Source organism: Novosphingobium rhizosphaerae (assembly GCF_050920675.1).
GTDB classification, from domain to species: Bacteria; Pseudomonadota; Alphaproteobacteria; order Sphingomonadales; family Sphingomonadaceae; genus Novosphingobium; species Novosphingobium rhizosphaerae.
The window spans coordinates 3199063-3220280 of record NZ_CP137861.1 but is presented as its reverse complement, the minus strand read 5'-3'; the positions used below and the strand labels follow the sequence as shown (position 1 = coordinate 3220280).

At 65.8% G+C, this 21218-nt stretch carries 19 protein-coding genes; 5 read left to right on the top strand and 14 right to left on the bottom strand.

All coding sequences use genetic code 11. The features are described from left to right. Nucleotides 1–261: 261 nt before the first annotated feature. Entirely contained in the window at nt 262–639 is a 378-nt protein-coding gene (locus R9J51_RS14685; protein ID WP_179504874.1) for a response regulator, read from the top strand. 46 nt (nt 640–685) lie between these two features. Here R9J51_RS14685 and R9J51_RS14680 read toward each other — a convergent pair whose 3' ends face one another. The 9 genes from R9J51_RS14680 to R9J51_RS14640 all read right to left on the bottom strand — a co-directional run bounded on the left by R9J51_RS14680 (nt 686) and on the right by R9J51_RS14640 (nt 7788). Further along, nucleotides 686–952: a hypothetical protein gene (locus R9J51_RS14680; protein WP_179504873.1), complete on the bottom strand. Its 267-nt coding sequence runs from the start codon at nt 950–952 to the stop codon at nt 686–688. Nucleotides 953–1257: 305 nt separating this feature from the next. Beyond that, nucleotides 1258–2421, bottom strand: coding sequence for a DUF1501 domain-containing protein (locus R9J51_RS14675; RefSeq protein ID WP_179504872.1), 1164 nt, complete (start codon nt 2419–2421; stop codon nt 1258–1260). Between the two features lie 2 nt (nt 2422–2423). Beyond that, nucleotides 2424–3842 carry a DUF1800 domain-containing protein gene (locus R9J51_RS14670; protein WP_179504871.1) on the bottom strand — a complete coding sequence of 473 codons (1419 nt, stop codon included), beginning with the start codon at nt 3840–3842 and terminating at the stop codon, nt 2424–2426. A 74-nt stretch (nt 3843–3916) separates the two neighbouring features. After that, entirely contained in the window at nt 3917–4360 is a 444-nt protein-coding gene (locus R9J51_RS14665; RefSeq protein ID WP_179504870.1) for a periplasmic heavy metal sensor, read from the bottom strand. Further along, on the bottom strand, nt 4357–4758 hold the full coding sequence (locus tag R9J51_RS14660) for a hypothetical protein (RefSeq protein ID WP_179504869.1): 402 nt from the start codon (nt 4756–4758) through the stop codon (nt 4357–4359). The genes R9J51_RS14665 and R9J51_RS14660 overlap by 4 nt, the downstream gene beginning before the upstream one ends. After that, nucleotides 4751–5314, bottom strand: coding sequence for an RNA polymerase sigma factor (locus tag R9J51_RS14655; protein WP_168555107.1), 564 nt, complete (start codon nt 5312–5314; stop codon nt 4751–4753). Before R9J51_RS14655 ends, R9J51_RS14660 begins: the two co-directional genes overlap by 8 nt. A gap of 36 nt (nt 5315–5350) precedes the next feature. After that, entirely contained in the window at nt 5351–5776 is a 426-nt protein-coding gene (locus R9J51_RS14650; protein WP_179504868.1) for an EF-hand domain-containing protein, read from the bottom strand. 70 nt (nt 5777–5846) lie between these two features. Continuing rightward, nucleotides 5847–6560 (bottom strand): SDR family oxidoreductase, encoded by a 714-nt coding sequence (locus R9J51_RS14645; RefSeq protein ID WP_179504867.1) that lies wholly within the window; start codon nt 6558–6560, stop codon nt 5847–5849. Further along, nucleotides 6553–7788, bottom strand: coding sequence for an MFS transporter (locus tag R9J51_RS14640; protein ID WP_179504866.1), 1236 nt, complete (start codon nt 7786–7788; stop codon nt 6553–6555). Before R9J51_RS14640 ends, R9J51_RS14645 begins: the two co-directional genes overlap by 8 nt. Nucleotides 7789–8182: 394 nt before the next feature. Between R9J51_RS14640 and R9J51_RS14635 the strand changes: the two genes are divergently transcribed. Further along, on the top strand, nt 8183–9514 hold the full coding sequence (locus R9J51_RS14635; RefSeq protein WP_179504865.1) for a dicarboxylate/amino acid:cation symporter: 1332 nt from the start codon (nt 8183–8185) through the stop codon (nt 9512–9514). 30 nt (nt 9515–9544) lie between these two features. Here the strand turns inward: R9J51_RS14635 and R9J51_RS14630 are convergent, their stop codons facing one another. After that, the gene (locus tag R9J51_RS14630; protein ID WP_432787999.1) at nt 9545–9988 is read right to left on the bottom strand and encodes a TlpA family protein disulfide reductase; all 444 of its coding nucleotides are present in this window, start codon (nt 9986–9988) and stop codon (nt 9545–9547) included. A gap of 231 nt (nt 9989–10219) precedes the next feature. On the opposite strand from R9J51_RS14630, the gene R9J51_RS14625 reads away from it, so the two are divergent. The 3 genes from R9J51_RS14625 (at nt 10220) to R9J51_RS14615 (ending at nt 14290) form a co-directional block, all read left to right on the top strand. Continuing rightward, entirely contained in the window at nt 10220–11104 is an 885-nt protein-coding gene (locus R9J51_RS14625) for a Ku protein (RefSeq protein WP_168555102.1), read from the top strand. Between the two features lie 3 nt (nt 11105–11107). Continuing rightward, nucleotides 11108–13639 carry a DNA ligase D gene (gene ligD / locus R9J51_RS14620; protein ID WP_179504864.1) on the top strand — a complete coding sequence of 844 codons (2532 nt, stop codon included), beginning with the start codon at nt 11108–11110 and terminating at the stop codon, nt 13637–13639. 120 nt (nt 13640–13759) lie between these two features. Next, on the top strand, nt 13760–14290 hold the full coding sequence (locus R9J51_RS14615; protein ID WP_432787516.1) for a GNAT family N-acetyltransferase: 531 nt from the start codon (nt 13760–13762) through the stop codon (nt 14288–14290). 56 nt (nt 14291–14346) lie between these two features. Here the strand turns inward: R9J51_RS14615 and R9J51_RS14610 are convergent, their stop codons facing one another. From R9J51_RS14610 to R9J51_RS14595, 4 genes are all read right to left on the bottom strand, one after another. Continuing rightward, nucleotides 14347–15834, bottom strand: coding sequence for a flavin monoamine oxidase family protein (locus tag R9J51_RS14610; protein WP_432787515.1), 1488 nt, complete (start codon nt 15832–15834; stop codon nt 14347–14349). Between the two features lie 156 nt (nt 15835–15990). Beyond that, entirely contained in the window at nt 15991–16446 is a 456-nt protein-coding gene (locus R9J51_RS14605) for a c-type cytochrome (RefSeq protein ID WP_168555098.1), read from the bottom strand. Nucleotides 16447–16493: 47 nt separating this feature from the next. Next, entirely contained in the window at nt 16494–18458 is a 1965-nt protein-coding gene (locus R9J51_RS14600; protein ID WP_179504862.1) for a tetratricopeptide repeat-containing sulfotransferase family protein, read from the bottom strand. A gap of 138 nt (nt 18459–18596) precedes the next feature. Then, nucleotides 18597–21128, bottom strand: a complete 2532-nt coding sequence (locus tag R9J51_RS14595) for a TonB-dependent receptor plug domain-containing protein (RefSeq protein ID WP_168555096.1) — start codon at nt 21126–21128, stop codon at nt 18597–18599. Nucleotides 21129–21218: the final 90 nt, after the last annotated feature.

The following is a 21218-nucleotide window of genomic DNA, read 5'->3' as shown; positions in this document are numbered from 1 at the left end:
GCGCTTAGGCAGGCAGCGAAAGCCACCCTGGTGGCTGTCGGATTCACCCAGGAATGCGCTGCCTTGCCACCCACGCAGTGTGGAGACCTCAGTCATGCCGACCCTGCCATCGTTACCGGCCTTGCCAGCCGCTGCTGCAACGTTTGTTGCCAAGCCCAAGCCACGGCTGCCAGCGACCGCCCGATCCCTCCGCCGGCGCGAGGGCCAGGGCGCCTCCATCGCGGTCTGGGTCAACGAAGGCGGCGCGGGCGAGGACGCGACATGAGCACGCCCTTGCGGATCGTCGTCGCCGAAGACGACGCGCTGATCGCCATGTATCTTGAAGAATTGCTGATCGCGATGGGGCACGATGTTTGCGCCATCGCGCACAGCGAGAGCGAAACCGTCAAGGCCGCCGGCCTGTGTCGCCCGGATTTGATGATCGTGGACGGCAGCCTGCACGGCGGCAGTGGCGTTTCGGCCATGCGCCGCATCCAGGCCGCGCAAGGCTTTGTGCCGCACGTCTATGTGACGGGCAACACCCTGGCCATTGCCGAAAGCGTGGAGCGGGCGATCATCGTGTGCAAGCCATTCAACATGGAAGAGCTGGAGCAGGCGATCGCGCAAGCGGTTCCGACCCGGCCCCATGTTCTGCCCTGAAGCGGGGCCTTGCGGCAACGGTTGAACGGCGGCAGGTGACGCGTCGTCAGCCGCTTGCCATGCCACGATCCGGGTTTTCGCTGAACACCTGGTCGGCGTCATCCGATCGCGGCGCGTTCTGCAAGGCAGCGATTTCGGATAGCGTGCGGGCCCTGGCGCGCGAGGCTTCGCGTTTTTCGGCGGCAGATGCCACCATCCGCCATGCCTCGGCCGCCTGGCCGGCCACGATGCGAACATTCTGCAGCATGGCATTGGCAGCGCGATCGCGCTGAATGGTTTCCTGCCCCCGGCAGAAAGTGGATGTGAGTTCCATTGGGGCATCCTTCGTGGTGGTCGCCGCTGGCGGGATCGCCACGGCAGAAATTCAGCAGCTTGGCGTAAAGCCGATGGCTGTGTTGGTGCCTTGGCGCCGGGTCATCGCGTGGCGCGGTATGAAGGTGCTGGAACCAGAGGACATTGTTCGTCTCCACCAAAGAGCGGGAGCACGAACCATCTCTCAGCCACGCTCATGCTCGAAGGCATAGAAAGCGCGATAAATCCTATATGGGGGTTCGAACGCGAATTACCATGGGGCAGGCGCTGACCCGGCACGATTATTCTCAAACCGCGCCGTTCGCGTCAGGCCACGCCAGGCAACGCCCCCACCAGTCCGGTGAGGGGACGGGGAGACCCGGCCGAGGGAAACAGCCGCCGCGCCACCCGATCGGGATCGAGGCCCAGGCTTTCGGCCGCAAGCCCCGCGATCAGGGCGTCGAGCGCGGCAGTGGGCCGCAGGTCGCGATTTTCGTACAGCTGATTGTTGGCAAGGCCGGGCCAATCGGCGATCACGCGGCCGCCCTTGACCGCCCCGCCCAGCACCCACGCCACCGAGCCAGTGCCGTGATCGGTGCCACCGGTGCCGTTGGCAGCAGCAGTGCGGCCGAATTCGGTGGCGACCAGCACGGTTGTCTGGTTCCATACCGGGCCAAGCCCGTCGCGCAGTGCGGCAAGCAGGCTGTCGAGCGCCTTGAGCTGGTTGGCAAGGCGGCCATCCTGCCCGCTATGCGTGTCCCATCCACCGGTTTCCAGCATGGCGATGCGGGGGCCGTGCGGCTTGGTGAGGAAGCTGGCGGTCAACCGGCCCAGGCTGGCCGGATCCTGCTTGGCGCCGCTGCCATCGGCCAGTTGCCGCGCATCGAGCGCCGCCGCCCACGCCGGATGCAGCTGGCTGTCTTGTGCATAAAGCTGGCCGACGCGCAGCATGAGATCGTCGGACGGCGTGGGCAGGCCGGATGGCGCATAGGACGTGACCTGCATCGGCCCGCGTAGCGCCGCCGGTACCGTGGGGGCAATCGCAATCGCCGTGTCGCGCGCCTTGGGCAACATGGTCACCAGGCGGTTGAGCCACCCGTCCTTGACCTGGTAAGCCTGGGTGCCGCCGGTTTCGAGCACGTTCTGCCCATCGAAATGGGACCGATCGCGATAGGGAGAGGCAATGGCATGCACGAACATCGCCTGCTTTTGCGCAAACATGCCGGCGGTTTCCTTGAGCGCGGGGTGCAACGCGAACGTGCCGTCGAGCCGGATGGCGGCGGCAGGATCGATTGCCAGCGCGCCGCGCAACGAAGCATAGGCCGGATCGGCATAGGGCACGACGATATTGAGCCCATCGGCCGCGCCGCGCTGGATGATGAAGACGAAACGGCGTTCCGTTTCCACGGCGGCGAGCGCCATGTGTGGCGCGACCAGCAGGGTTCCGGCCCCGATGCCGGCAAAGCTGAGGAAGTGGCGACGGTGCAACATGATTACCTCCGCAGGAAATCAGGGGAGACCAGCATCAGCGCAAGCGCGCTGGCCGGCGTTTCGGCGTGGGCGATCTGCTCCTGCGTGGCCGGCGTGAGCGCGCCGGGAAGCACTTGCGGGGCCAACCGGCGCGCATCGATCTGCGTGGCGAGCGGTGCCACCAGGCGCTGCGCAAATTCCACCCGCCGCATCAGCGCATCGGGCGCGATCCAGCTGGCTGCGGTATCATCCCATCCGGCGGGCGATCCCGGCTTCCAAACCGGCTGCCCCAGTTGTTGCTGGATCGCGGCCATCTGCAAGGCACCGGGTTCGTTGCGGCCCAGGGCGCGCAGCGCGGAAACGGTCCATTCCCACGGCGTCTTGGCCTTGAGCGGTTGCGACTGCCAGGCCTCGGGGCTTTCGATCAAGGCCTTGTAAAGACTGGGCAGATCGCCGCGTGTTGTCTGGAAAACATTGGCCATGCGGGTCACCATCGACGGCGGCGCGTTGTCGCCGGCAAAATGGCGTGCCAGCTTGGTCGCCACATGGGTGGCCGTGGCCGGGGCATGGGCAAAGTCGGCCATCACCGCGCGGGCCTGGTCCATGCCTTGCTGGGCATAGGCCTTGCCCAGCACCATGCGCGTGCCCGGCTCGTGCTGCTGGGGATGGAAGGCGAAATCGCCGGGCGCATCATCGTTGGGTCCGCCGATGGTCCAGCCGGTCATCGCACGCGCAAACTCGGTCACGTCTGCCTGGGTATAGCCCGAGCGCACGCCCAGCGTGTGCAGTTCCATGATTTCGCGCGCCAGGTTTTCGTTGAGCCCCTGCTTGCGGGGATTGCCGCCGCGTTGCTGCGCGCGCAGCGCAGCGGGGCTGTTGGGCCCGATCGACTGGTTCTGGTTGAGATACATCAGCATGGCCGGATGGCGTTCCACCGCGAGCACCATGTCTTCGAACCTGCCCAGCACATGGGGGCGGATCGCATCGCGTTCGAACGCGCCGGCAAAGGCCGTGACGGGGATGTCATCAGCCGAGACGCAGAAATGGTTGGACCAGAAATGCACCATGCGCTCCACGAACGGCGCGGGTGTGGTCAGCGCGCTTTGCGTGCGGGCCTGCACCGCCTGGCCATAGAGTGCGCGCACATCCTGGCCGAAATCGCGCCGCGCCAGCTTCTGTTCGGGTGTCTTGCCTGGCGGCATCGGGCTGCCCGGTGCGGGCGGCGGCGCTTGTTTGCGCAATGCGCGCTGCTGCTCTTGATAGGCGGTGAGCATGGCGCGGGCATCGGGCAGGGCGGCAAAGGCCGGCGGCGTGGTTTCAAAGCGATCGAACTGGGCGGCAAGCCATTGGCGCGGATCGCCCGGCAGCGGGGCCGGCGTGGCGCCCAGGCCAAAGCGATTGAGAGCGATCGCCGCAGGGGAAAGTTCGGTGGATAGGGGCATCGGGACACATCCGGTTGCAAGGCATCGCGTTGTTATCCCTCGTTGAACGCCGCCTGAGACGGTTTCCGTCGCGCCTATTTTCCCGGTGTCTGCCCCTTGGGCTCAAGCCCGTCGGCCAGCTTCGCGCGATCGGCCAGCGGCAGGGCAGCCACGAAGGGCACGGCTTTGGCTTCCACATGGGTACGCACGGCAACGTCGCTGTCCCGCACTTTTTGCAGGGCCGCCAGCAGCGCGGGCTGATCGACCACGGGGGCCCGCAGCAAGATCGCCGCCTCGTGGCGCGCGGCGCGGCCGGCCAGGATCTGTGGCCGCATGTCGTGCCGCGCCTGATGCAGCATGTGGCGGAACGCCTTGCGTTCGTCTGCAGGCAATTCCGACCCGGCGATGCGGATGCTGCCCGCGTTGATCCGCGCCTGCGGCAACTTGAGCCATAGCGAGGCCGAGGCGATGGCCGCCAGCAGGAAGAGGTTGAGCAGCACCGAAACCGCGCAGACCACCTTGAGCGTGCGCGGCGTCATCGGCCTGTCTCCCCCACCTGGCCCATCTCGCCAAATGCGGTCGCTTCGAAACCGGCGGGCGGGGCGCCGGTTTCCAACGCAAAGGCGAGTGCGGAGCCGGCGGTCGCCCCAGCCAGCGCCGTGCCGATGCCGAGCGCCGACCACCAGACCCGCGCGCGCAAGGTCCAGTGGCGGCGGTATGACGCGGCAACCGTGCGGCGCAAGTCGGGCGAGGGCACCGGCGCCTGCCATTGTGCCAGCCGCACATCCAGCGCGCGCGCTGCGGCCAGATGCGCGGCGCACGCAGGATCATGCTCCATTTGCCAACCTTGCGCCTGCAGATGGTCGGGCCAACGCTCGATCCCGCCATAGGCGTGCGCCAGCAGGGCAAAGCGTTCGGGGGTCATGGGATCAGTCATCGTTGCCCTCCAATCGCGCAAAGTGCTGGCGCAGGGTGCGGCGTCCGCGCGCCAGAAGGCTTTCCAGTGCCTCGACGCTGACGCCCAGCGCCTGGGCGGCCGCGACATTGCCCAGTTCCTGGTAGTGGACCAGCAGGATCGCGTCGCGCTGCCGCTCGGGCAGGGATGCCACGGCCCGGGCCACGGCCTGGCTGCGTGCATCTGCTTCCAGTGCGGCATCTGCCAGCGGCGCCGGGTCCGGCAGATCGGGCGGATCGCCCAGAGTGCCGCGCTTGCGGCGGCGCAAGCGGTCGCGGCACAGGTTGAGCGTGACCATGTGCAGCCAGGTGTCGAAGCGCGCCTGCCCGGTTCGCCAGCGTGGCGCCTGGCGCCAGGCGCGCAGGAACACTTCCTGCGCCACGTCCTCTGCCTCCTGCCGATCGTGCAGCAGGCGGGCCGCCAAGGCCAGCAGCCGGGGCAGCTTTGCCCCCACCAGTTGGCGCACGGCACTTTCCTCGCCACGACCGACGCGCGCCACGAGAGGGGCGTCCGGATCGCCGGGATCGTGTTCGGTCAAGCGGACGTTCCGCGCCGGATCGCAACGGGGCCGCGCCTATTGCGAAGGCGCCTGGCCGCCTGCATCGGCGTTGGCGCCGTCACCGCTGCTGGCCCGGCCGTGCATGCGCTCGTCAGGCGTGAGCACGCCATCGCCGTTGCGGTCCATGCGATCAAAGCGGGCGGCAAGCGCATGCTGGATCTCATCCTTGTCGAGATAACCGTCCTTGTTCGTGTCCATGCGATCGAACAGCGGGCCCGGATCGCGCTTGCCCTGCGCCGCGGCTGCCATCTCGGCGCGGCTGATCCGACCATCGCCATCGGCATCGGCGGCCATGATCCGCGCCGTCTGGCGCGCCATGAATGCGTCGCGCGTAAGAGTGCCGGCAGACTGGCGCGCGGCGCCCATTCCTGGGCCCGCGTCCTGGGCCAGGGCAGCGGCCGGCATCGCCACGGCAGCCAGCAAGATCATCAAGGTGCGCATCCTATCCTCCACGAGATACGCCCCTGAAACGCATGAGGCAGCGCTTTCCGTCGCCGCCTTCGCGCAAATTTCACCAGGCCGTGGCGCCACCGTCGATCGAGATGTCGGCACCGGTGACATAGCGCGCTTCGTTGCTGGCCAGCCATAGGGCTGCCATGGCGATGTCGCGCGGCTCGCCCAGGATCGGCAGCATGTTCTTGGCGATGATCTTTGCTGCCAGCGTCGGATCGGCGGCCAGGTGGCGATCGGTGGCGGCAGTGCGAATGAAGCCGGGCGAAATGGTGTTGGCGCGGATCGCGTGCGGTGCGCCTTCCATGGCGAGTTGCCGGGTCATCGCCAGAACGCCGCCCTTGCCGGCACAATGGGCCAGCGCCGCCGAACCGGGCAAGGCGTGATAGGCATTGGCGCTGGCAAAGTTGATCACGCTGGCCGCGCCGCTGGCCCTGAGATGCGGCCAGGCCGCGCGAGTGGGCAGGAACACGATGTCCAGCTCGCTGGCGAGCGTGCGCTTCCAATCGGCGTAGGACATGTCCTCGATCCACGCAAAAACGGCAAAGGCCGCCGCGTTCACCAGGATGTCGATCCGGCCATACGCCTTGCCGATCTGCTCGAACAGCGCCGCGACAGCGGCTTCGTCGGTGAGGTTGCAGGCATGATCGGCGCCAGCAAGGTCTATCCTGACAACCTGCGCGCCCGCCTCGCGAAACGCTTCGGCCACGCCCGCACCGATGCCGGTGGCCGCGCCCGTCACCACTGCCAGCTTGCCCGCAAGGCGATCAACCATGAAGGCTCACTTTCACCAGGGCGGCATCGGGTGCCCGCTTGATCCGGCCGGCGCAAAGCAGCAGCGCGACAAGTCCAAGCGCCGCGCCGCCTGAAAGCACGGCAAAGGCATTCTGCAATCCGCCCGCCAGGCTGGCGGCAAACGTGACGACCACGGGACTGAGGAATTGCCCCAGGGCAAATGCGCTTTGCCACATGCCCGCGCCGCGTCCGCGCACTTCGAAAGTCAGCAGGCTCATTGCCCAAACCAGCAAGGTGGGCAGAAGAAGCCCGGCCCCGAGCTGGTTAACGAAACAACCCAGCACGAACCCGCTGGGCTGGTGGGCGCGGCCCATCAGCAGGAAGCCGATCGCCAGCAGGGCAAATTCGATGACCAGCAGGCGCTGCACCGGCCAGCGTCCGATCCGCGAATAGACGAAGGTGCCAAGCGGCACGCCCACGCTCGCCACCGAAGTGAGGAAGCCCGCGCGTGCCGGATCGGCCACGCCCAGCACGGCCAGGCCGACCGGCGCCTGGATCTGCACGGTGTAGAAGAAGATTGCGCCGTAGATGGTGATGCCCAGGATCACGGCCATGCGTGACCAGGGAAAACCGGCCCAACTGGTGCTGTGTTGCCCGGCGCGGGGTTCGTCGCCTTGCGTCGGCGCGGCGGCATCGCCCGTGGGTTCCCAGGTAAACAACTGCACCAGCACCAACATTGCCAGTGCCGAAAGATAGACCCAGAACGGCGTGCGCCAGCCAAAGCTGCCCAACTGGCCGCCGATGTTGAAGAAAAGCAGCGCCGACATCGAGGCGAACGCGGTTTGCGCCGCCAGCCACTTGTCGCGCGCGGCGCCGTGGAAATAGTCGCCGATCATGGTGGTGGAAAGCACCATGATCATCGCCTCGGCAATGCCCACGCCCACGCGGCTGATCAGGATGGTCGACAGATCGTGCAGGAACACCGGCGCCACGCCAACCAGCGCATAAAACGCAAAGGCGGCCAGCAACAGGCGCCGGCGGCCAAAGTAATCCCCCAGCACACCGGCCAGCGGGGAGAGCAGGGCGATGCACAGGGCCGGGATCGTCAGGATCATCGGGACCCAGTAATCGTGCCCGGAAACCCCCGAAAATTCCTGGATCATCCGGGGTAGAACGGGTGCCAGCAAGACGATCGCCATTGTCGAAAGGGTGATCGGCAAGAGCAGGGCAATGCCGGTCATCGCGCCCGGCTGGTCATCATGGTTCATCGGTGCTCCTGGTCACGGGGCGGATCATGCGCCAGTTGGACCGGCCGCATCACGAACGAAGGCATCGGGGGACAGGGTAACGCAGCCGCGCCGCGGCGGCTTGGCGATCGATCCTGCCTGGTGACGCGGACCATGGGCCGCTTCTTCTCTCCCTGCTTTATCGCCTCTTTCTTGCGCCCTATCCCGGCCGGCAGGCAAATCGAATTTGGCCATGGGCAGCTATCGGGAAAACGGGATCATCGCGCGTATCGCCTATCGACGGCGTCGTTAGGCCAGGTTGGCACGGGCAAGAATTTTCTTGGCAGGGCTTGTCTATCACGCACTTGCCCTTTTTATCTACGTTTCCGATAGACAATGTGCCGCAGAGACTGCGCGACAGCACGGAGAATTGCATATGGCCAGCGCAGGCACGGCGCGCGGATCGGGCAACCGGTTTGGACTGCAGGTGGTGATTGGCATGGCCGTGGGCTTGGCACTCGGCCTGGCCGCGCGTTCGCTAGGCCCGGCCGCATCGGGTGAGCCCAACGGGCTGGCACTGGCCTTGTCGCTGGTAGGTTCCAGTTTCGTCCAGTTGCTCAAGGCGCTGGTGCCGCCGCTGGTTCTGGCCGCAATCATCGCCAGCATCGGCCGGCTGCGCGATCTCAACAATGCCGCTCGCCTCGCCGGGCAAACCCTCCTGTGGTTTGCCATCACCGCACTGTTGGCGGTTTCGATCGGCATTGCCCTGGGCCTGGTCCTGCGGCCGGGTGCCAACACCGGCGCTTCCCTGGCGCAGGCGGCTGCGCCGCACACCGTGGGTAGCTGGCTGGATTTCATCAAGGGACTCATCCCGGCCAATTTCCTGGGCATCGTTGCCTCGACCGAAGTGGACAATGGCACGGCCAAGACCACCATCGGGTTCAATATCCTGCAACTGGTGGTGATCGGCCTGGCGCTGGGCTTTGCCGCGCTCCGCAGTGGTGAAGCTGGTGACGCCGTCCTACGCGGGGCGGGCGTGGTCCTGACCGTGGTGCGGCGCCTGCTCGGCTGGGTCGTGCGCCTGGCGCCTTTAGGCAGCGCCGGCCTGATCGGCAACGCGGTGGTCAACTATGGCTGGGGCACGCTGCTGGGCATCGGCCAGTTCGCGGTGGCGCTCTATATCGGCCTCGGCCTGGTGGTCTTCGGGGTCTACCCGCTGCTGCTGCGTGCCCATGGCCTGGCGCCGCTGCGCTTTTTCGCCAAGGCCTGGCCGGCGATCGAACTCGCTTTCGTGTCCCGCTCCTCGATCGCGGCGCTGCCGGTGGCAGAGGCGGTGACGGTGGAGCGACTGGGCGTGCCGCCGGCCTATGCGGCCTTTGCCGTGCCGGTGGCGGCCACGACCAAGATGGACGGCTGCGCGGCGGTCTATCCGGCTCTTTCGGCCATCTTCATCGCGCAGTTCTATCACATCGCGCTGGTGCCGACCGATTATCTGCTGATCGTACTGGTTTCGGTGCTGGGCTCCGCCGCCACCGCGGGGGTAACGGGTGCGACGGTGATGTTGACGCTCACCCTATCCACCCTGGGCCTGCCGCTTGAGGGCGTGGGCCTGTTGCTGGCGATCGACCCCATCCTGGACATGGGTCGCACGGCCGTGAACGTGACGGGCCAAATGCTGGTGCCGCTGATCGTGGCACGCCGTGAAGGCCTGCTGGACCAGGCGCTGTACAACGCGCCGAGCCGGGGGGACCTGAGCCTGGCGCCCTGATGCCTGCCAGGTGCGCGGTTCGTCTTCCGGTCAGCGGGCGGGTTCGCGCAGCAGGGGCACGAGCAAGCCGTTGAGGTCATCGAGATCGAACGCCGCCGCCTTGGCATAACGCACCACGCCGGCGCGATCGATCACGTAGTTGGTCGGCACGCCTTCCAACGGGCTGTACGGCCCCTTGAGCGTGCGGACCGCGGGAATGTGCATGGCGGCAAACAACTGCTTGAGCGCGGAGTTGGGCAGCGAATCCTGCGTGGTGATGGCAAATACCTTGAGCCCGTGCTGCTTTTGCAGGTCATAGTACTGGTCGAGCAGCGGCAGTTCCTGCTTGCACGGGCCGCACCATGTCGCCCAGAAATTCAGCACCACGACCTGCCCCTTGAGATCGGCCAGCGACACTTTCGTGCCATCGATCAGGCGCAGTTCAAATGGCGGGGCTGGCTGCCCGATCACGGGTGCCTTGGCGAGCGCAGGCATGGCCACGATGGTCAGCCAGGTGCCGAACACCATGGCCAGGGCACGAGGCAGGCGGGGCAACATCGGCATTCTGATCCTTGCGGTTGGATTTGCACACGATTTGACACAATCGGCGCGGGCACGCCAGCAGGCCGGCGCACCGTTTCATCCATGATGGAGAAACCGCGCACGTGCACTGCGCGGAACTGAAGCGGGCCTGGCGGGTCTATCCAGCGAAAGGGTGACCGAGCGATGGCTGCACGCGCATATTGGCAGGGCCAAATCCGCCTTGCCCTGGTGTCTATCCCCGTGGAAATCTATCCGGCGACCAAGTCTGGCGCCTCGATCAGTTTCCGCCAGATTCACGAGCCTTCGGGCAAGCCCATTTCCTATGAAAAGATCGTGCAGGGCATCGGCCCGGTCGATCACGATGACATCGTGAAGGGCTATGAGGTTTCCAAAGGCAATTATGTCCTGCTCGAGGATGACGAGATCGAGGCGGTGAAGATCGAAAGCCGCAAGACTTTCGAACTGGTCCAGTTCGTCGATCAGGACGAGATCGACGTGTTCTATTTCGAAAAGCCCTATTACGTCATTCCGGCCGACGACCTTGCCGACGAAGCGTTCATCGTGCTGCGCGAAGCCCTGCGCCAGGCGCGCAAGGTCGGCCTGGGGCAGCTTTCCGTGCGGGGGCGCGAAATGCTCGCCAGCCTCAAGCCGTGCGGCAAGGGCTTGATCCTGGAAACCATGCGCTATGCCGACGAGGTGCAGAAGGCGCAGTCCTATTTCAAGGACATTCCCGACCAGAAGCCGGACACCGAACTGCTGGAACTGGCCACGGCGCTGATCGAGCGCAAATCTGCGCCGTTCGACGCTGCCGCGTTCGAGGATCGCTATGTCGAGGCATTGCAGGCGCTGGTTGCGCGCAAGGCCAAGGCGAAGGGCCGCAAGATCCTGGAGGACGTGGAAGAACCCGAAAAATCCGGGTCCAACGTGATCGACCTTATGGCCGCGCTCAAGAAATCGATCGGTAGCGATGGTGCCGCGGGTGCCAAGACCAAACCCAAGGCTAAAAGCAAGACCGCGGCAAAACCGCGCAAGCGCGCCGCCGCCGCGCGTCCGCGGAAGTCGGCCTGAGCCATGGCCCGCCGCGATCCTCTCGCCGAATACAAGCGCCGACGTGATTTTGCCAAGACCGCCGAACCTTCCGGCGCGACCGGGGCGCCGGGCAATGGCAATGGCTTCATCGTGCAAAAGCACGATGCCACGCGGCTCCATTTCGACTTTCGCCTGGAAGTGGATGGCGTCCTGAAATCGTGGGCGGTGACCAAGGGGCCCAGCCTCGATCCCGATGCCAAGCGCCTGGCGGTGCGCACCGAAGATCATCCCCTGGCCTATGCCCAGTTCGAAGGCGTAATTCCGGCCGGCGAGTATGGCGGGGGGACGGTCATGTTGTGGGACCGGGGCACCTGGGCGCCGGTGCCGGGCAAATCGGCCAAAGACATCGATGATGGCCATCTCCATTTCACGCTCGATGGGGAGCGGATGAAAGGCGAATGGCTCCTCGTCCGCATGAAGCCGCGTCCGGGCGAAAAGCGCGAGAACTGGCTGTTGCGCAAGGTGGGCGACGCATTCGCCCAGGCAGGCGACGGGCTGGTGGAGCGCGAGCTTGTCAGCGTCTTGACCGGCCGCACGATGGCAGAAATCGCAGCTGACAAGGCTGGCACCTTTTCCCTGGCCGGACGCAAGGACAAGGCGTTCACCACCCAGATGGCCAAGGCCGCAAAGCACAACGCGCAAGTGCCCAAGGCCAAGCCGCGCCGGGCGGCCAAGACCGGCAAACCCGCCCGCTTGCCCGCTTTTCGCCCGCCGCAACTGGCCACGCTGGTCGACGCGGTCCCCGCCGGCAACGACTGGCTGCACGAGATCAAGTTCGATGGCTATCGCGCGCTGGTGGCCGCCTGCGGCAGCGACGTGAAAATCTACACCCGCAATGGCCACGATTGGACCGACAAGTTCGCCCCCCTGGTCGAAGCGATTGCCGCGCTCCACCTGCCCGCCTGCCTGATCGACGGGGAAATCGTGGGCTATGCCGCCGACGGCAATCCTGGCTTTTCCGCGCTTCAAGCCGTGCTGAAACGCGGCCATGGCGCACAAGGGCCCGACGATCGGCTGGAACTGCACGCGTTCGACCTGCTCGAACTGGATGGCGAGGATCTGACCGATCTTTCGAACATCGAGCGCAAGGAACGGTTGGAAGCCTTGCTGCATGGCGCGCCGCCACCGGTGCGCTTTGCCGACCACGTGATCGGCGCGGGCGAAAAGCTGTTCAAGGCCATGTGCTCTTCCGGCCAGGAAGGCATCATCAGCAAGCGCATTGATGCGGCCTATAGCGGCAAGCGGACGAAGGCGTGGGTCAAGGTGAAATGCATCAACCGCCAGGAATTCGTGATCGTGGGCTGGACCAAGTCAACATCGCGGACCAGGCCATTTGCCTCGTTGCTGCTCGCCCAGCATGAAGGCGGCGGGTTGGTTTACAAGGGCAAAGTCGGTACGGGTTTTGACACCGATAGCTTTGAAGACCTTGCCGCGCGGATGAAGCCACTCGTGCGCAAGACCGCGCCCGTGGATGTGCCACGCGTCGAGGCGCGGGGCGCGAACTGGATCAAGCCGAAACTGGTGGGCGAAGTGGCCTTTGCCGAATTCACTGCCGATGGCCGGGTGCGCCATGGCAGCTTCCTTGGCCTGCGTGCGGACAAGCCCGCCAAGGAGGTGACCCCCGAAGTGCGCGTTGCGGCTCCCGTGACAATGCCCGCCGTGGAGATCAGCCACCGCGAGCGGGTGATCTTTCCCGGCACGGGACAAACCAAAGGCGACCTGGCCGACTACTATGCTGCGATGGCGGCCTTGCTGCTGCCCTTTGCCGGAAACCGGCCGATCAGCCTGGTGCGTTGCCCGCAGGGACGCGCCCGGCATTGCTTTTTCCAGAAGCATGACGCCGGTGGCTTTGGCGACGCCGTCCACCATGTGCCGATCCGTGAAAAGGATGGTGGCAGCGAGGATTACCTGTTCGTCAGCGACGCGGCCGGCCTGTTGCAGTGCGTGCAGATGGGAACGATCGAGTTTCACGCCTGGGAAGCACGCGCCGACGCGGTGGAGCAGCCCGATCGCCTGATCTTCGATCTCGATCCCGACGAGGGGCTGGACTTCGACGCCGTCAAACGCGCGGCGCGCGATATTCGCGATCGGCTGGCCGACCTTGGGCTGGTGAGCTTTGCCATGCTTTCTGGCGGCAAGGGCGTGCATGTGATCGTTCCGCTGGCACCCGGCCACGATTGGGAGACGCACAAGGACTTCGCCCGCCGCTTTGCCGAAGCGATGGCAATGGCCGAGCCCGAACGGTTCGTGGCGACGATGAGCAAGGCCAAGCGCAAGGGTAGGATATTCATTGATTGGCTGCGCAACCAGCGCGGCTCTACCGCGATCGTGCCATACAGCGCCCGGGCACGAGATGGCGCGGCGGTGGCAGTGCCGATCGCGTGGGACGAGCTTGGCGGGTTCGATAATGCACACCCCTACAGCATCGGCGATGCTGCAACGCTGATCGAGCGCGCGGGCAAGGGCGCGCTGGCGGGCTGGGGCTTTTCACAACAGAGCCTGCCCGCGCTTTAACCGGCACCCACTGGCAAATCCGCTTGAAACGCGGCCCGGTTTTTCGCAACCACGGTATCGGCCCGCCGGGGCATGACCGAGGAGACGCGTGGGATGACGGGGGGGCAGGAAGACTTTGCGATGCGCTGGGCAAACGAAGCCGACAGCGCAGCTTTGGGCGAGCTCATTCGCCTGGCAATCAACACCTTGCAGGCCGATGTTCTGACGTCGGCGCAAGTTGCCGCCAGCCACGCTGTCATGGGGCTCGATACCCAGTTGATCGCCGACGGCACGTATCTGCTGGCCGAGCGCGACGGACAGATCGCCGGATGTGGTGGATGGAGCAGGCGGGCGACGCTCTATGGCGGAGACCATAGCGCAGACTTGCGCAATCCGCGCCTGCTCGATCCCGCCCGTGATCCGGCACGCATCCGCGCGATGTATACCCACCCGGCCTTCGTGCGCCAGGGCGTGGGGCGCCGTATCCTGCAAGGCTGCGAACAGGCGGCCGCGCGCAGCGGCTTTGCCAGGGCCGAACTGATGGCCACGATGAGCGGGCTGCCGCTTTACCAGGCCGCCGGTTACCAGCCGATCGAGCCGGTCGAGGTGATCGCCGCTGGCGTGCCAGTGCCAATGGTACGCATGGGCAAGACATTGATCCTGCAGACCTGAAGGTGCGGCTATCCCACCCGCCGCAAGCGCGGCGGGCAGGGCAACCGGTGTCTTCGTCAGGCAGCCATGGCGCGCTGGTGCAGGCGGGTGATGGCATCGATCGAAGAGAGCAACGCCCCTTCCTGCCAGCAGCCGTAATAAGAGCAATGCTCACCGGCGAGCACGATACGCCCTTCCATGGCGACGAGGTTCTGGTAGTGGGTTGCGCGGCTTTCCTCCGTCCAGTTGGCGCAGCAGCCCAGGATCCACGGCATCCGGTTCCACGCCACCGAGGCGCCAGACAGGAATTCAGCCTTGTATTCGGCCGGGTGGAAGACGGAACCTTGGTCGAGCGCAGCCTGGATGCGCTTTTCCGGGGTCATCCCCGCCAGCATGTAGGCGCCCGCGCCAAACGGATAGGCGCCCAGCAGCACCGCCGGGCCATCGGTAAAGCACCCGGCGCTGGGATAGGAAATCAGCGAAATGGCCTGGTCGGTGAACGAGATGCCGCCATAGATAGCATGGTCGGTTTCCCAGAAGCGGCGCTTCATTTCCAACCCGATCTTGACCGAGTTGCCATAGGGCAGCGCGCGGATGGCGGCCTTCTTTTGCGCAGAAGCCTGGAAATCGATCTGGTTGAGTACCGGGGCCGGGATCGTGCAGACCATCCAATCGGCGTGGGTTTCGCCCGTGGCGCCGGTCTTGGTGTCGGTCCAGGCTGCAGTGACCCCCTTGTCGTCCTGTGCGATCTTGGTCACGCGGGTGTTGAAGCGGATCATCTTGGCCACGCGCGCCTGGAATGCCTTGCCGATGTGGTCCATGCCACCCTTGGGTTGGAACATCGTCGTTTGCATCACGTGTTCGGCAAAGAAGCCCAGCGTCTGCCACACGCCACTGTTGATCGTCTCGGTCAGGCTGAAAGGATCGTTGGGGATCGGCGCGCCGTTGACGCCGCCGCCTGGCGCCCGCTCCCAGCCGCGCTGCTCGCCCAGCTTGAAGCTCTTGGTGTATTGCATGTTCTTGTCGAGCACGCCCCACTCGCGCATCGCTTCGAGCAGGCGGGCCTTGTCCTCGGCCGTGACCGCCGTATCGAGGGCGCCGGCGTTGAGCGACTTGCCCAGCAGTTCGGAAACGTGCCCCTTCCAATCGACCATCAGTTCACGATAGGGTTGCGGCTTGCCGCCAAAAGCCTTTCGGTTATGAATCAGTGCATTGTGATTGATTTGCAAGAACGGTTCGAGCTGGACCCCCAGTTCCTTGCAATAGTGCAGCACGGTGCGGTGGTGATAGGGAATGCGCCAGGGGCCCGGATTAAGGTAATTGCCCGGCGCAAAGGTCACCTGCTGCTTGGAGCCGATCTCGGTGATGGTGTCGCCACCGCGCACGGTGTAGTTGCGCCCGCCGGCGCGGCCCTGGAATTCCAGGATCTGCACTTTGTAGCCCGCCTTGGTCAGTTCATAGGCGGCCAGCATCCCGGCCAGGCCTGCGCCCAGCACCAGCACCGTCGATCCCGGCTTTGCGCCCGAAAGGCGCGGCGGGCCGGTGAAACTGGCTGTCGGCCGCATGCGCCAGCACGGTCATTGCCTGGTACAGCGCGGCGGCACCGCCGGCCTTGCCGATCATGGTCAGCAGGGCACGGCGCGTGGGTGGGGTGAAAACGTCTGACATGGCAAACCCTTCGTGGTCGAATCGGGATATGGTTCTTGGGGGGGAAGTGCTGCTCAATGGCCGCAGGTGTTGCATTCGGGGACGGGCGGATCGGCAGCCACCACGCGGTCGATATCGGCCACGGTCACCGGATCGGGATAGGCGTTGAAGTGGCCGCGAACATAGGTGATCACCGCGGCGATCTGTTCCTTGGTCAGCACGCCGTTGAACCAGGGCATGCCGCCGCGTCCCTTCATCACCACGATGATCGGATAGTCCTTGTCGGCCAGGTTCTTGTTGCCGGCCAGCGCGGGGATCATGGCGCCCGGTTCGCCGCCGCCCTTGGCATCGGCCATGTGGCAGGCCTGGCAGATCTGCTCGTAGACTTCCTGCCCCTGGTTCGACACTTCCACCGTGCTGCCGCCCGGTCCCGGACGGTCCTGGGCAAAGCCGGGCGTCGCTTGCGTGGCGCAGGTAACCAGCGCCATTCCGGCAAGGGCGAGGGCGGCGAAGTGCGGTTTTCGGGTCATGGCATACTCTTTGGGTTCAACGGGATCGGGGGGAGGCAAGGCCGGGGTCATGCGCGCCAGCCGGTGCAATCATCGCCCAGTCCCTGGGCCAGCGGCGCCAGGAACGGTTCGAACTTGCGCCATTGATCGAGCCCGGAGCGATAGATCGGCTGGCGCACTTGTTCGGAACTGACCGTGCGCACGGCGCGGTCGTTTTCGAAGAAGCGCAGGCAGGCCGGATCGAACGGCAAGCCCAGCGCCGCCAGCAGCGCGCGCACCTGGCCTTCGGTATCGTCCACCAGGTCTTCATAGACCAAGGTGTGCAACGCGCCGGGCGCCACGGCGTGGAAGTGGCGCACGATCGCCAGGTAGTGGCGATAATAGGCCGCAAGGTCTTCCAGGTCGTAGGAAAACTCTTGGCCCTCGGCAAAGAGCTGCTTGAAGCCCGAAAAGCAGGCGGCCATCGGATTGCGCCGCACGTCGATGATCCGCGCTTCTGGCAAGATCAGGCGGATCAGCCCGATGTGGCGGAAATTGTTGGGCATCTTGTCGATGAAATGGGTGCGGCCGAGGCGGCAATGCACGCGGGCCAGGGCCAGGTATTCCTCGCCCCAGTCGCGCAACTGGGCAGGGCTGGCCGATGCGATCCGCGTGGCGCCACCTTCGCGCTCGATCCGGCCCACCAGGCTGCCGATATAGGGCAGTTCCATCGTGCCTTCGATCGCCGGGTGGCTTGCCAGGATCTGTTCCACCAGGGTGGAGCCGGAGCGCGGCAGGCCGACGATGAAGATGGGCGCCGCGTCGGGTGATCCCTGGCCCGATCGCGCGGCCAGGAATTCGGGCGTGTAGAGCTGGCACACGTCGTGCGCCTGGGCGGCATAGTCCTGATCGGCGCCGCCGAACTTTACCCGTGCCAGCGCGGCGCCCTGGGCATAGAGGGCAAAGGCGCCAGCGGCATCGCCGGCATCCTCCAGGCGGCGGCCCAGGGCGTAGGACAGGCGCATGCGGTCATCGGCTGGCAGCGATCCGCCCAGCAACCCGCGCATCTGCGCCTCGTCGGCGTCGCTCAGCGCCCCGATCTTGAGATTGGCCAAGCCCCACCAGGCCTCGCCCATGTGCGGGGCCAGGATCGTGGCGCGGCGATAGGCGCGGATCGCGGTGTCGCGCAGGCCGGCCGTCCGTGCGGCGTGGCCATGGTTGACCGCCACGCCGGGGTTGGCGGGAAACGCCTCTGCCAGGCGGGCATTGATCGCTTCTGCCGCTTTGTCGTCGCCGAGCAGGCCGAGGCAAGCAGCCTGGAGATTGAGATAGGCCGGATTGTCGGGCTCTGCGGCCAGCAGCGGTGCCAGTTCGGTCAGGGCCTGCTGCGCCAGGCGAGCGGCGAACAGGGCGTGGGCCAGGTCGAAGCGGATGCGCTTGGACTGCGGATCGAGCGACAAGGCATGGCGCAGCAGCGTTTCGGCCGCGTGCACGGTGCGATGCGCGATGTGGCAGGCGGCAAGCAGACGCGCCCCTTCGGCGTGATGGGGATGGGCGCGGCAAAAGCTGCGCAGAATGGGATCGGCTTCGTCATGGCGGTCGAGCGCCACGAGTTCGGCTGCGCGGCCCAGATCGGGATGATCGGCATCGAGACGGGCCAGCGCGGCCAGCGCCCGACGCTCGCGTTGCACGGCGCCGCAGGCAAAGGCGCGGTCGGCGATCGCGCGCCATGCCTCCGCATGGCGTGGGTCGAGCGAGACCGCGGTATCGAGCTGCTGGTCGCCCTCCTGGCCCCGGCCAACGCCGCACAGGGCGAGCCCGAGTTCATAGCGGGTGCGCGCCGCCTTGGGCCAGGCGCGGGCCAGGTCGAGCAGGATCGGCAGGGCATGGGCCGGACGGCCCAGGCGCCGCAGCGCCGATGCCAGGATCAAGCGAGGGCGGGGATCGGCCGGATCGCGGCTCGCCAGGGTGCGGGCCAGCCGTTCGGCCTTGGCCGGGTTGGCGGCCAGGGCTTCGGCCGCTTCGGCCAGGGGATCGGTGGTCACGTGCAGCATCTTGGTGTGGCCGGCCTGTTCCGGTGCTGGGCAGGGAGGACGGGAGCCGCCGCGTGGGCAGCCCCCCGTCCCGGTCGATCCACCGCGCCCCGGGCCTGATCGTGGCGATCACACCCGGAAACGACGGCAGCCATTGCGTCAGAACGTGACGGTGGCACGGGCGTAGTAATATCCGCCGTTGATGCCCCATGGCGCAAAGGTGATGGGCGTATCGTAGTTGTTGCTGCCGTTGGCCGGGCGCCCGCCGACATTGGGCACTGTGGGTGCTTTCTTGTCGAACAGGTTGTTGGCGCCAACATCGAGGCGGAACGCCGGCGTCACCTTGTAGCCGACGTTGAGATCGGTGATCCCCGTGGTTCCGGTGCGCAAGACGGTGTAGCCATCGGCGTTGGCATAGCCGCTGCCCGAATAGCTGGTGCGCTGGTGCGCCGAGCCATAGATCGTCTCGCGCAGGTTGAACGAGAACGAACCCAGCGTGAACAGGGCGTTGGCAATGACCTTCACACGCGGCGTGGCCGTGGTCAGCCCGTCGATCGAGTTGGGGTCCAGCAGCGAGGTCTGGCTGAAAGCGGTGTTCACCACCTGCGAGGGCAAGGCATACACCTTGAGCAGCTTGGTCTGGTTGTAGTTGAAGCCGAGCGTCCACGCGACCTTGGCGCCGCCGCCGAAATCGCTGGTATAGTCTGCGGTTGCTTCCACGCCGCGGGTGCGGGTGTCGGCACCGTTGGTAAAGATGTTGATCCCCGCATAGGACGTGGCATCGGCCAGGCTGACGCCGCGCGCGGTAAGGGCGTCGAGCACCGCCTGAGACACCACCGACGTGCCCTGCGAACCAAAGATCGCCGCCGAAGGCACGATGCGGTTCTTCAGCTTGATCTGATAGGCATCGACCGTGAGCTGCACGCCGCCGCCCGGATGGGCCACGAAGCCCGCCGAGAACGACGTGGACTTTTCGGGCTTGAGGTTGCCGAAGCCCAGGACCTTGGCCGCCGACGAGTTGGGCGGCAGCTGGCCGAACGTGGTGCCGGGGCCCACGTTGACCGAGGAATAGTAGGATTCGGCCAGGGTCGGGGCGCGGAAGCCGTTCGAGACGGTGCCACGAATGCCCAGAGCCGGGCTGAAATCATAGCGCGCGGTGACCTTGCCATTCCACACGTTGCCGAAATCGGAATAGTGTTCATAGCGCCCGGCAAGATCGAGGTGCAGGCCGGTAACGGGATCAACGGCCGCATCGATATAGGCGGCCACGGCACGGCGGCTGTAGGAGCCCGCGTCGGTTGGGGCAAAGCCGGGATAGGATTGGGCGCCGCCGCCATAGTAAGAGGCGAATTCACCCGACTGGATTGCATAGCCATCGCGGCGCCACTGACCGCCGAAGGCCAAAGTGAGCGGCTTGGCCATGCCCACTTCGAAGTCCTTGGTCACGCCCAGGTCTGCCGACCATTCGCTGTTGACCAGGGTGCCATCGTAGAAGTTGCGTTGCAGGCCGATGGCGGTGGCGCTTTGCGATTGCTGCATCGCATAGACCGTGGGGTTGGCCGAGTTGAGCGTGTAGAGCGCCACGGCGTCGCGGCCGTAGGTGGCCGAAAGATCCCAGGCCCAGCCCGAAATGTCGCCCTTGAAGCCGAACGTGCCCGAGAAATCTTCCTCGCGCAGGCTTTCCTGCGGGTTGAAGCCGGCGGGCAGCGGATAGACCGTGGTGCCGGTGCTGGTGGTGCCCGAAACGCGGCTGGCGCGACGATAATTTTCGAACGCCTTGGCCACGCGGTTGCCATAGCTGCCAAAGGCATAGGCCTGGATGCTGTCGGTGATATCATAGCCAGCGTTGACCATGATGTTGTACAGCGAATAGCGCGCGTCGCCGTTGATGTTGTTGACCCGCGGGTAATAGGGGTTGGCCTTCACGCCGGCCTGGTCCACCGCGCTGATATCGGTGCGCACCGTGCAGTTTTGGGTGAAATAGCGGCGGTCACAGCCACCACGCTGCGTGTAATCGTGAAACTTGTATTCGCCGGTCACATTGATGAAGCCGTTGTCGCCCAGCTTGGCGCCGAAGTTGAGCGCGGTGGAAAACGTCTTGCCGTCACCTTCGTAGTATTGGCCACCGGTGGTGGTGAACAGACCGCCCGAAGACTGGTCTTTCAGGATGATGTTGACGACGCCGGCGATCGCATCGGACCCGTACTGTGCGGCGGCGCCATCCTGCAGGATTTCGATGCGGCTGATGGCGTTGGTCGGAATGAAGCTGAGATCGGTGGTGGCCGCGCCCGAATAGGGGCTGCCGCCCAGCACGGCGAGGTTGGCGGTGAAGTGGCGGCGCTTGCCGTTCACCAGCACCAGGGTGTCGTTGGGCGAAAGCCCGCGCAGGGCGGCCGTCAACGTCAGGTTGGCGGTATCGCCGCCGAACGATTGGAAATTGAGCGAAGGCAGCGTTTGCGCCAGCACCTGCGTGAGGTCTTGCTGCCCCACCGACTGGAACGCCTGGGTGCCGACCACCTGCACCGGCGCGGCGCTGTCGGCCGCCCGCATGCCGGTGACGCGCGTCCCGGTCACGATGATATCTTCGCCAACCGGCGGTTCGGCGGCCGGTGCATCCTGCGCCATGGCGATGGACGGCAGTGCGGTGGATGCAAGTAGCGATGCGAATGCAATTCGGGAATAGGCTGACATATCTTTGCCCCCATGGAAACGAGCCCTCCTCCCGCACCCCCTCCCAGGGGCGGGGCGCACGGATTGATCCGGGTTGTGTCCGGTCGTGCT

Excerpts from the sequence above, each read along its gene's own strand:
- ligD (WP_179504864.1), top strand. The coding sequence starts at position 11,108 with ATGGCCCGCCGCGATCCTCTCGCCGAATACAAGCGCCGACGTGATTTT.
- R9J51_RS14635 (WP_179504865.1), top strand. The coding sequence starts at position 8,183 with ATGGCCAGCGCAGGCACGGCGCGCGGATCGGGCAACCGGTTTGGACTG.
- R9J51_RS14680 (WP_179504873.1), bottom strand. The coding sequence starts at position 952 with ATGGAACTCACATCCACTTTCTGCCGGGGGCAGGAAACCATTCAGCGC.
- R9J51_RS14605 (WP_168555098.1), bottom strand. The coding sequence starts at position 16,446 with ATGACCCGAAAACCGCACTTCGCCGCCCTCGCCCTTGCCGGAATGGCG.
- R9J51_RS14595 (WP_168555096.1), bottom strand. The coding sequence starts at position 21,128 with ATGTCAGCCTATTCCCGAATTGCATTCGCATCGCTACTTGCATCCACC.
- R9J51_RS14685 (WP_179504874.1), top strand. The coding sequence starts at position 262 with ATGAGCACGCCCTTGCGGATCGTCGTCGCCGAAGACGACGCGCTGATC.
- R9J51_RS14610 (WP_432787515.1), bottom strand. The coding sequence starts at position 15,834 with ATGCGGCCGACAGCCAGTTTCACCGGCCCGCCGCGCCTTTCGGGCGCA.
- R9J51_RS14625 (WP_168555102.1), top strand. The coding sequence starts at position 10,220 with ATGGCTGCACGCGCATATTGGCAGGGCCAAATCCGCCTTGCCCTGGTG.
- R9J51_RS14660 (WP_179504869.1), bottom strand. The coding sequence starts at position 4,758 with ATGACTGATCCCATGACCCCCGAACGCTTTGCCCTGCTGGCGCACGCC.
- R9J51_RS14630 (WP_432787999.1), bottom strand. The coding sequence starts at position 9,988 with ATGCCTGCGCTCGCCAAGGCACCCGTGATCGGGCAGCCAGCCCCGCCA.
- R9J51_RS14640 (WP_179504866.1), bottom strand. The coding sequence starts at position 7,788 with ATGAACCATGATGACCAGCCGGGCGCGATGACCGGCATTGCCCTGCTC.
- R9J51_RS14615 (WP_432787516.1), top strand. The coding sequence starts at position 13,760 with ATGCGCTGGGCAAACGAAGCCGACAGCGCAGCTTTGGGCGAGCTCATT.
- R9J51_RS14650 (WP_179504868.1), bottom strand. The coding sequence starts at position 5,776 with ATGCGCACCTTGATGATCTTGCTGGCTGCCGTGGCGATGCCGGCCGCT.
- R9J51_RS14665 (WP_179504870.1), bottom strand. The coding sequence starts at position 4,360 with ATGACGCCGCGCACGCTCAAGGTGGTCTGCGCGGTTTCGGTGCTGCTC.
- R9J51_RS14600 (WP_179504862.1), bottom strand. The coding sequence starts at position 18,458 with ATGCTGCACGTGACCACCGATCCCCTGGCCGAAGCGGCCGAAGCCCTG.
- R9J51_RS14675 (WP_179504872.1), bottom strand. The coding sequence starts at position 2,421 with ATGTTGCACCGTCGCCACTTCCTCAGCTTTGCCGGCATCGGGGCCGGA.
- R9J51_RS14645 (WP_179504867.1), bottom strand. The coding sequence starts at position 6,560 with ATGGTTGATCGCCTTGCGGGCAAGCTGGCAGTGGTGACGGGCGCGGCC.
- R9J51_RS14670 (WP_179504871.1), bottom strand. The coding sequence starts at position 3,842 with ATGCCCCTATCCACCGAACTTTCCCCTGCGGCGATCGCTCTCAATCGC.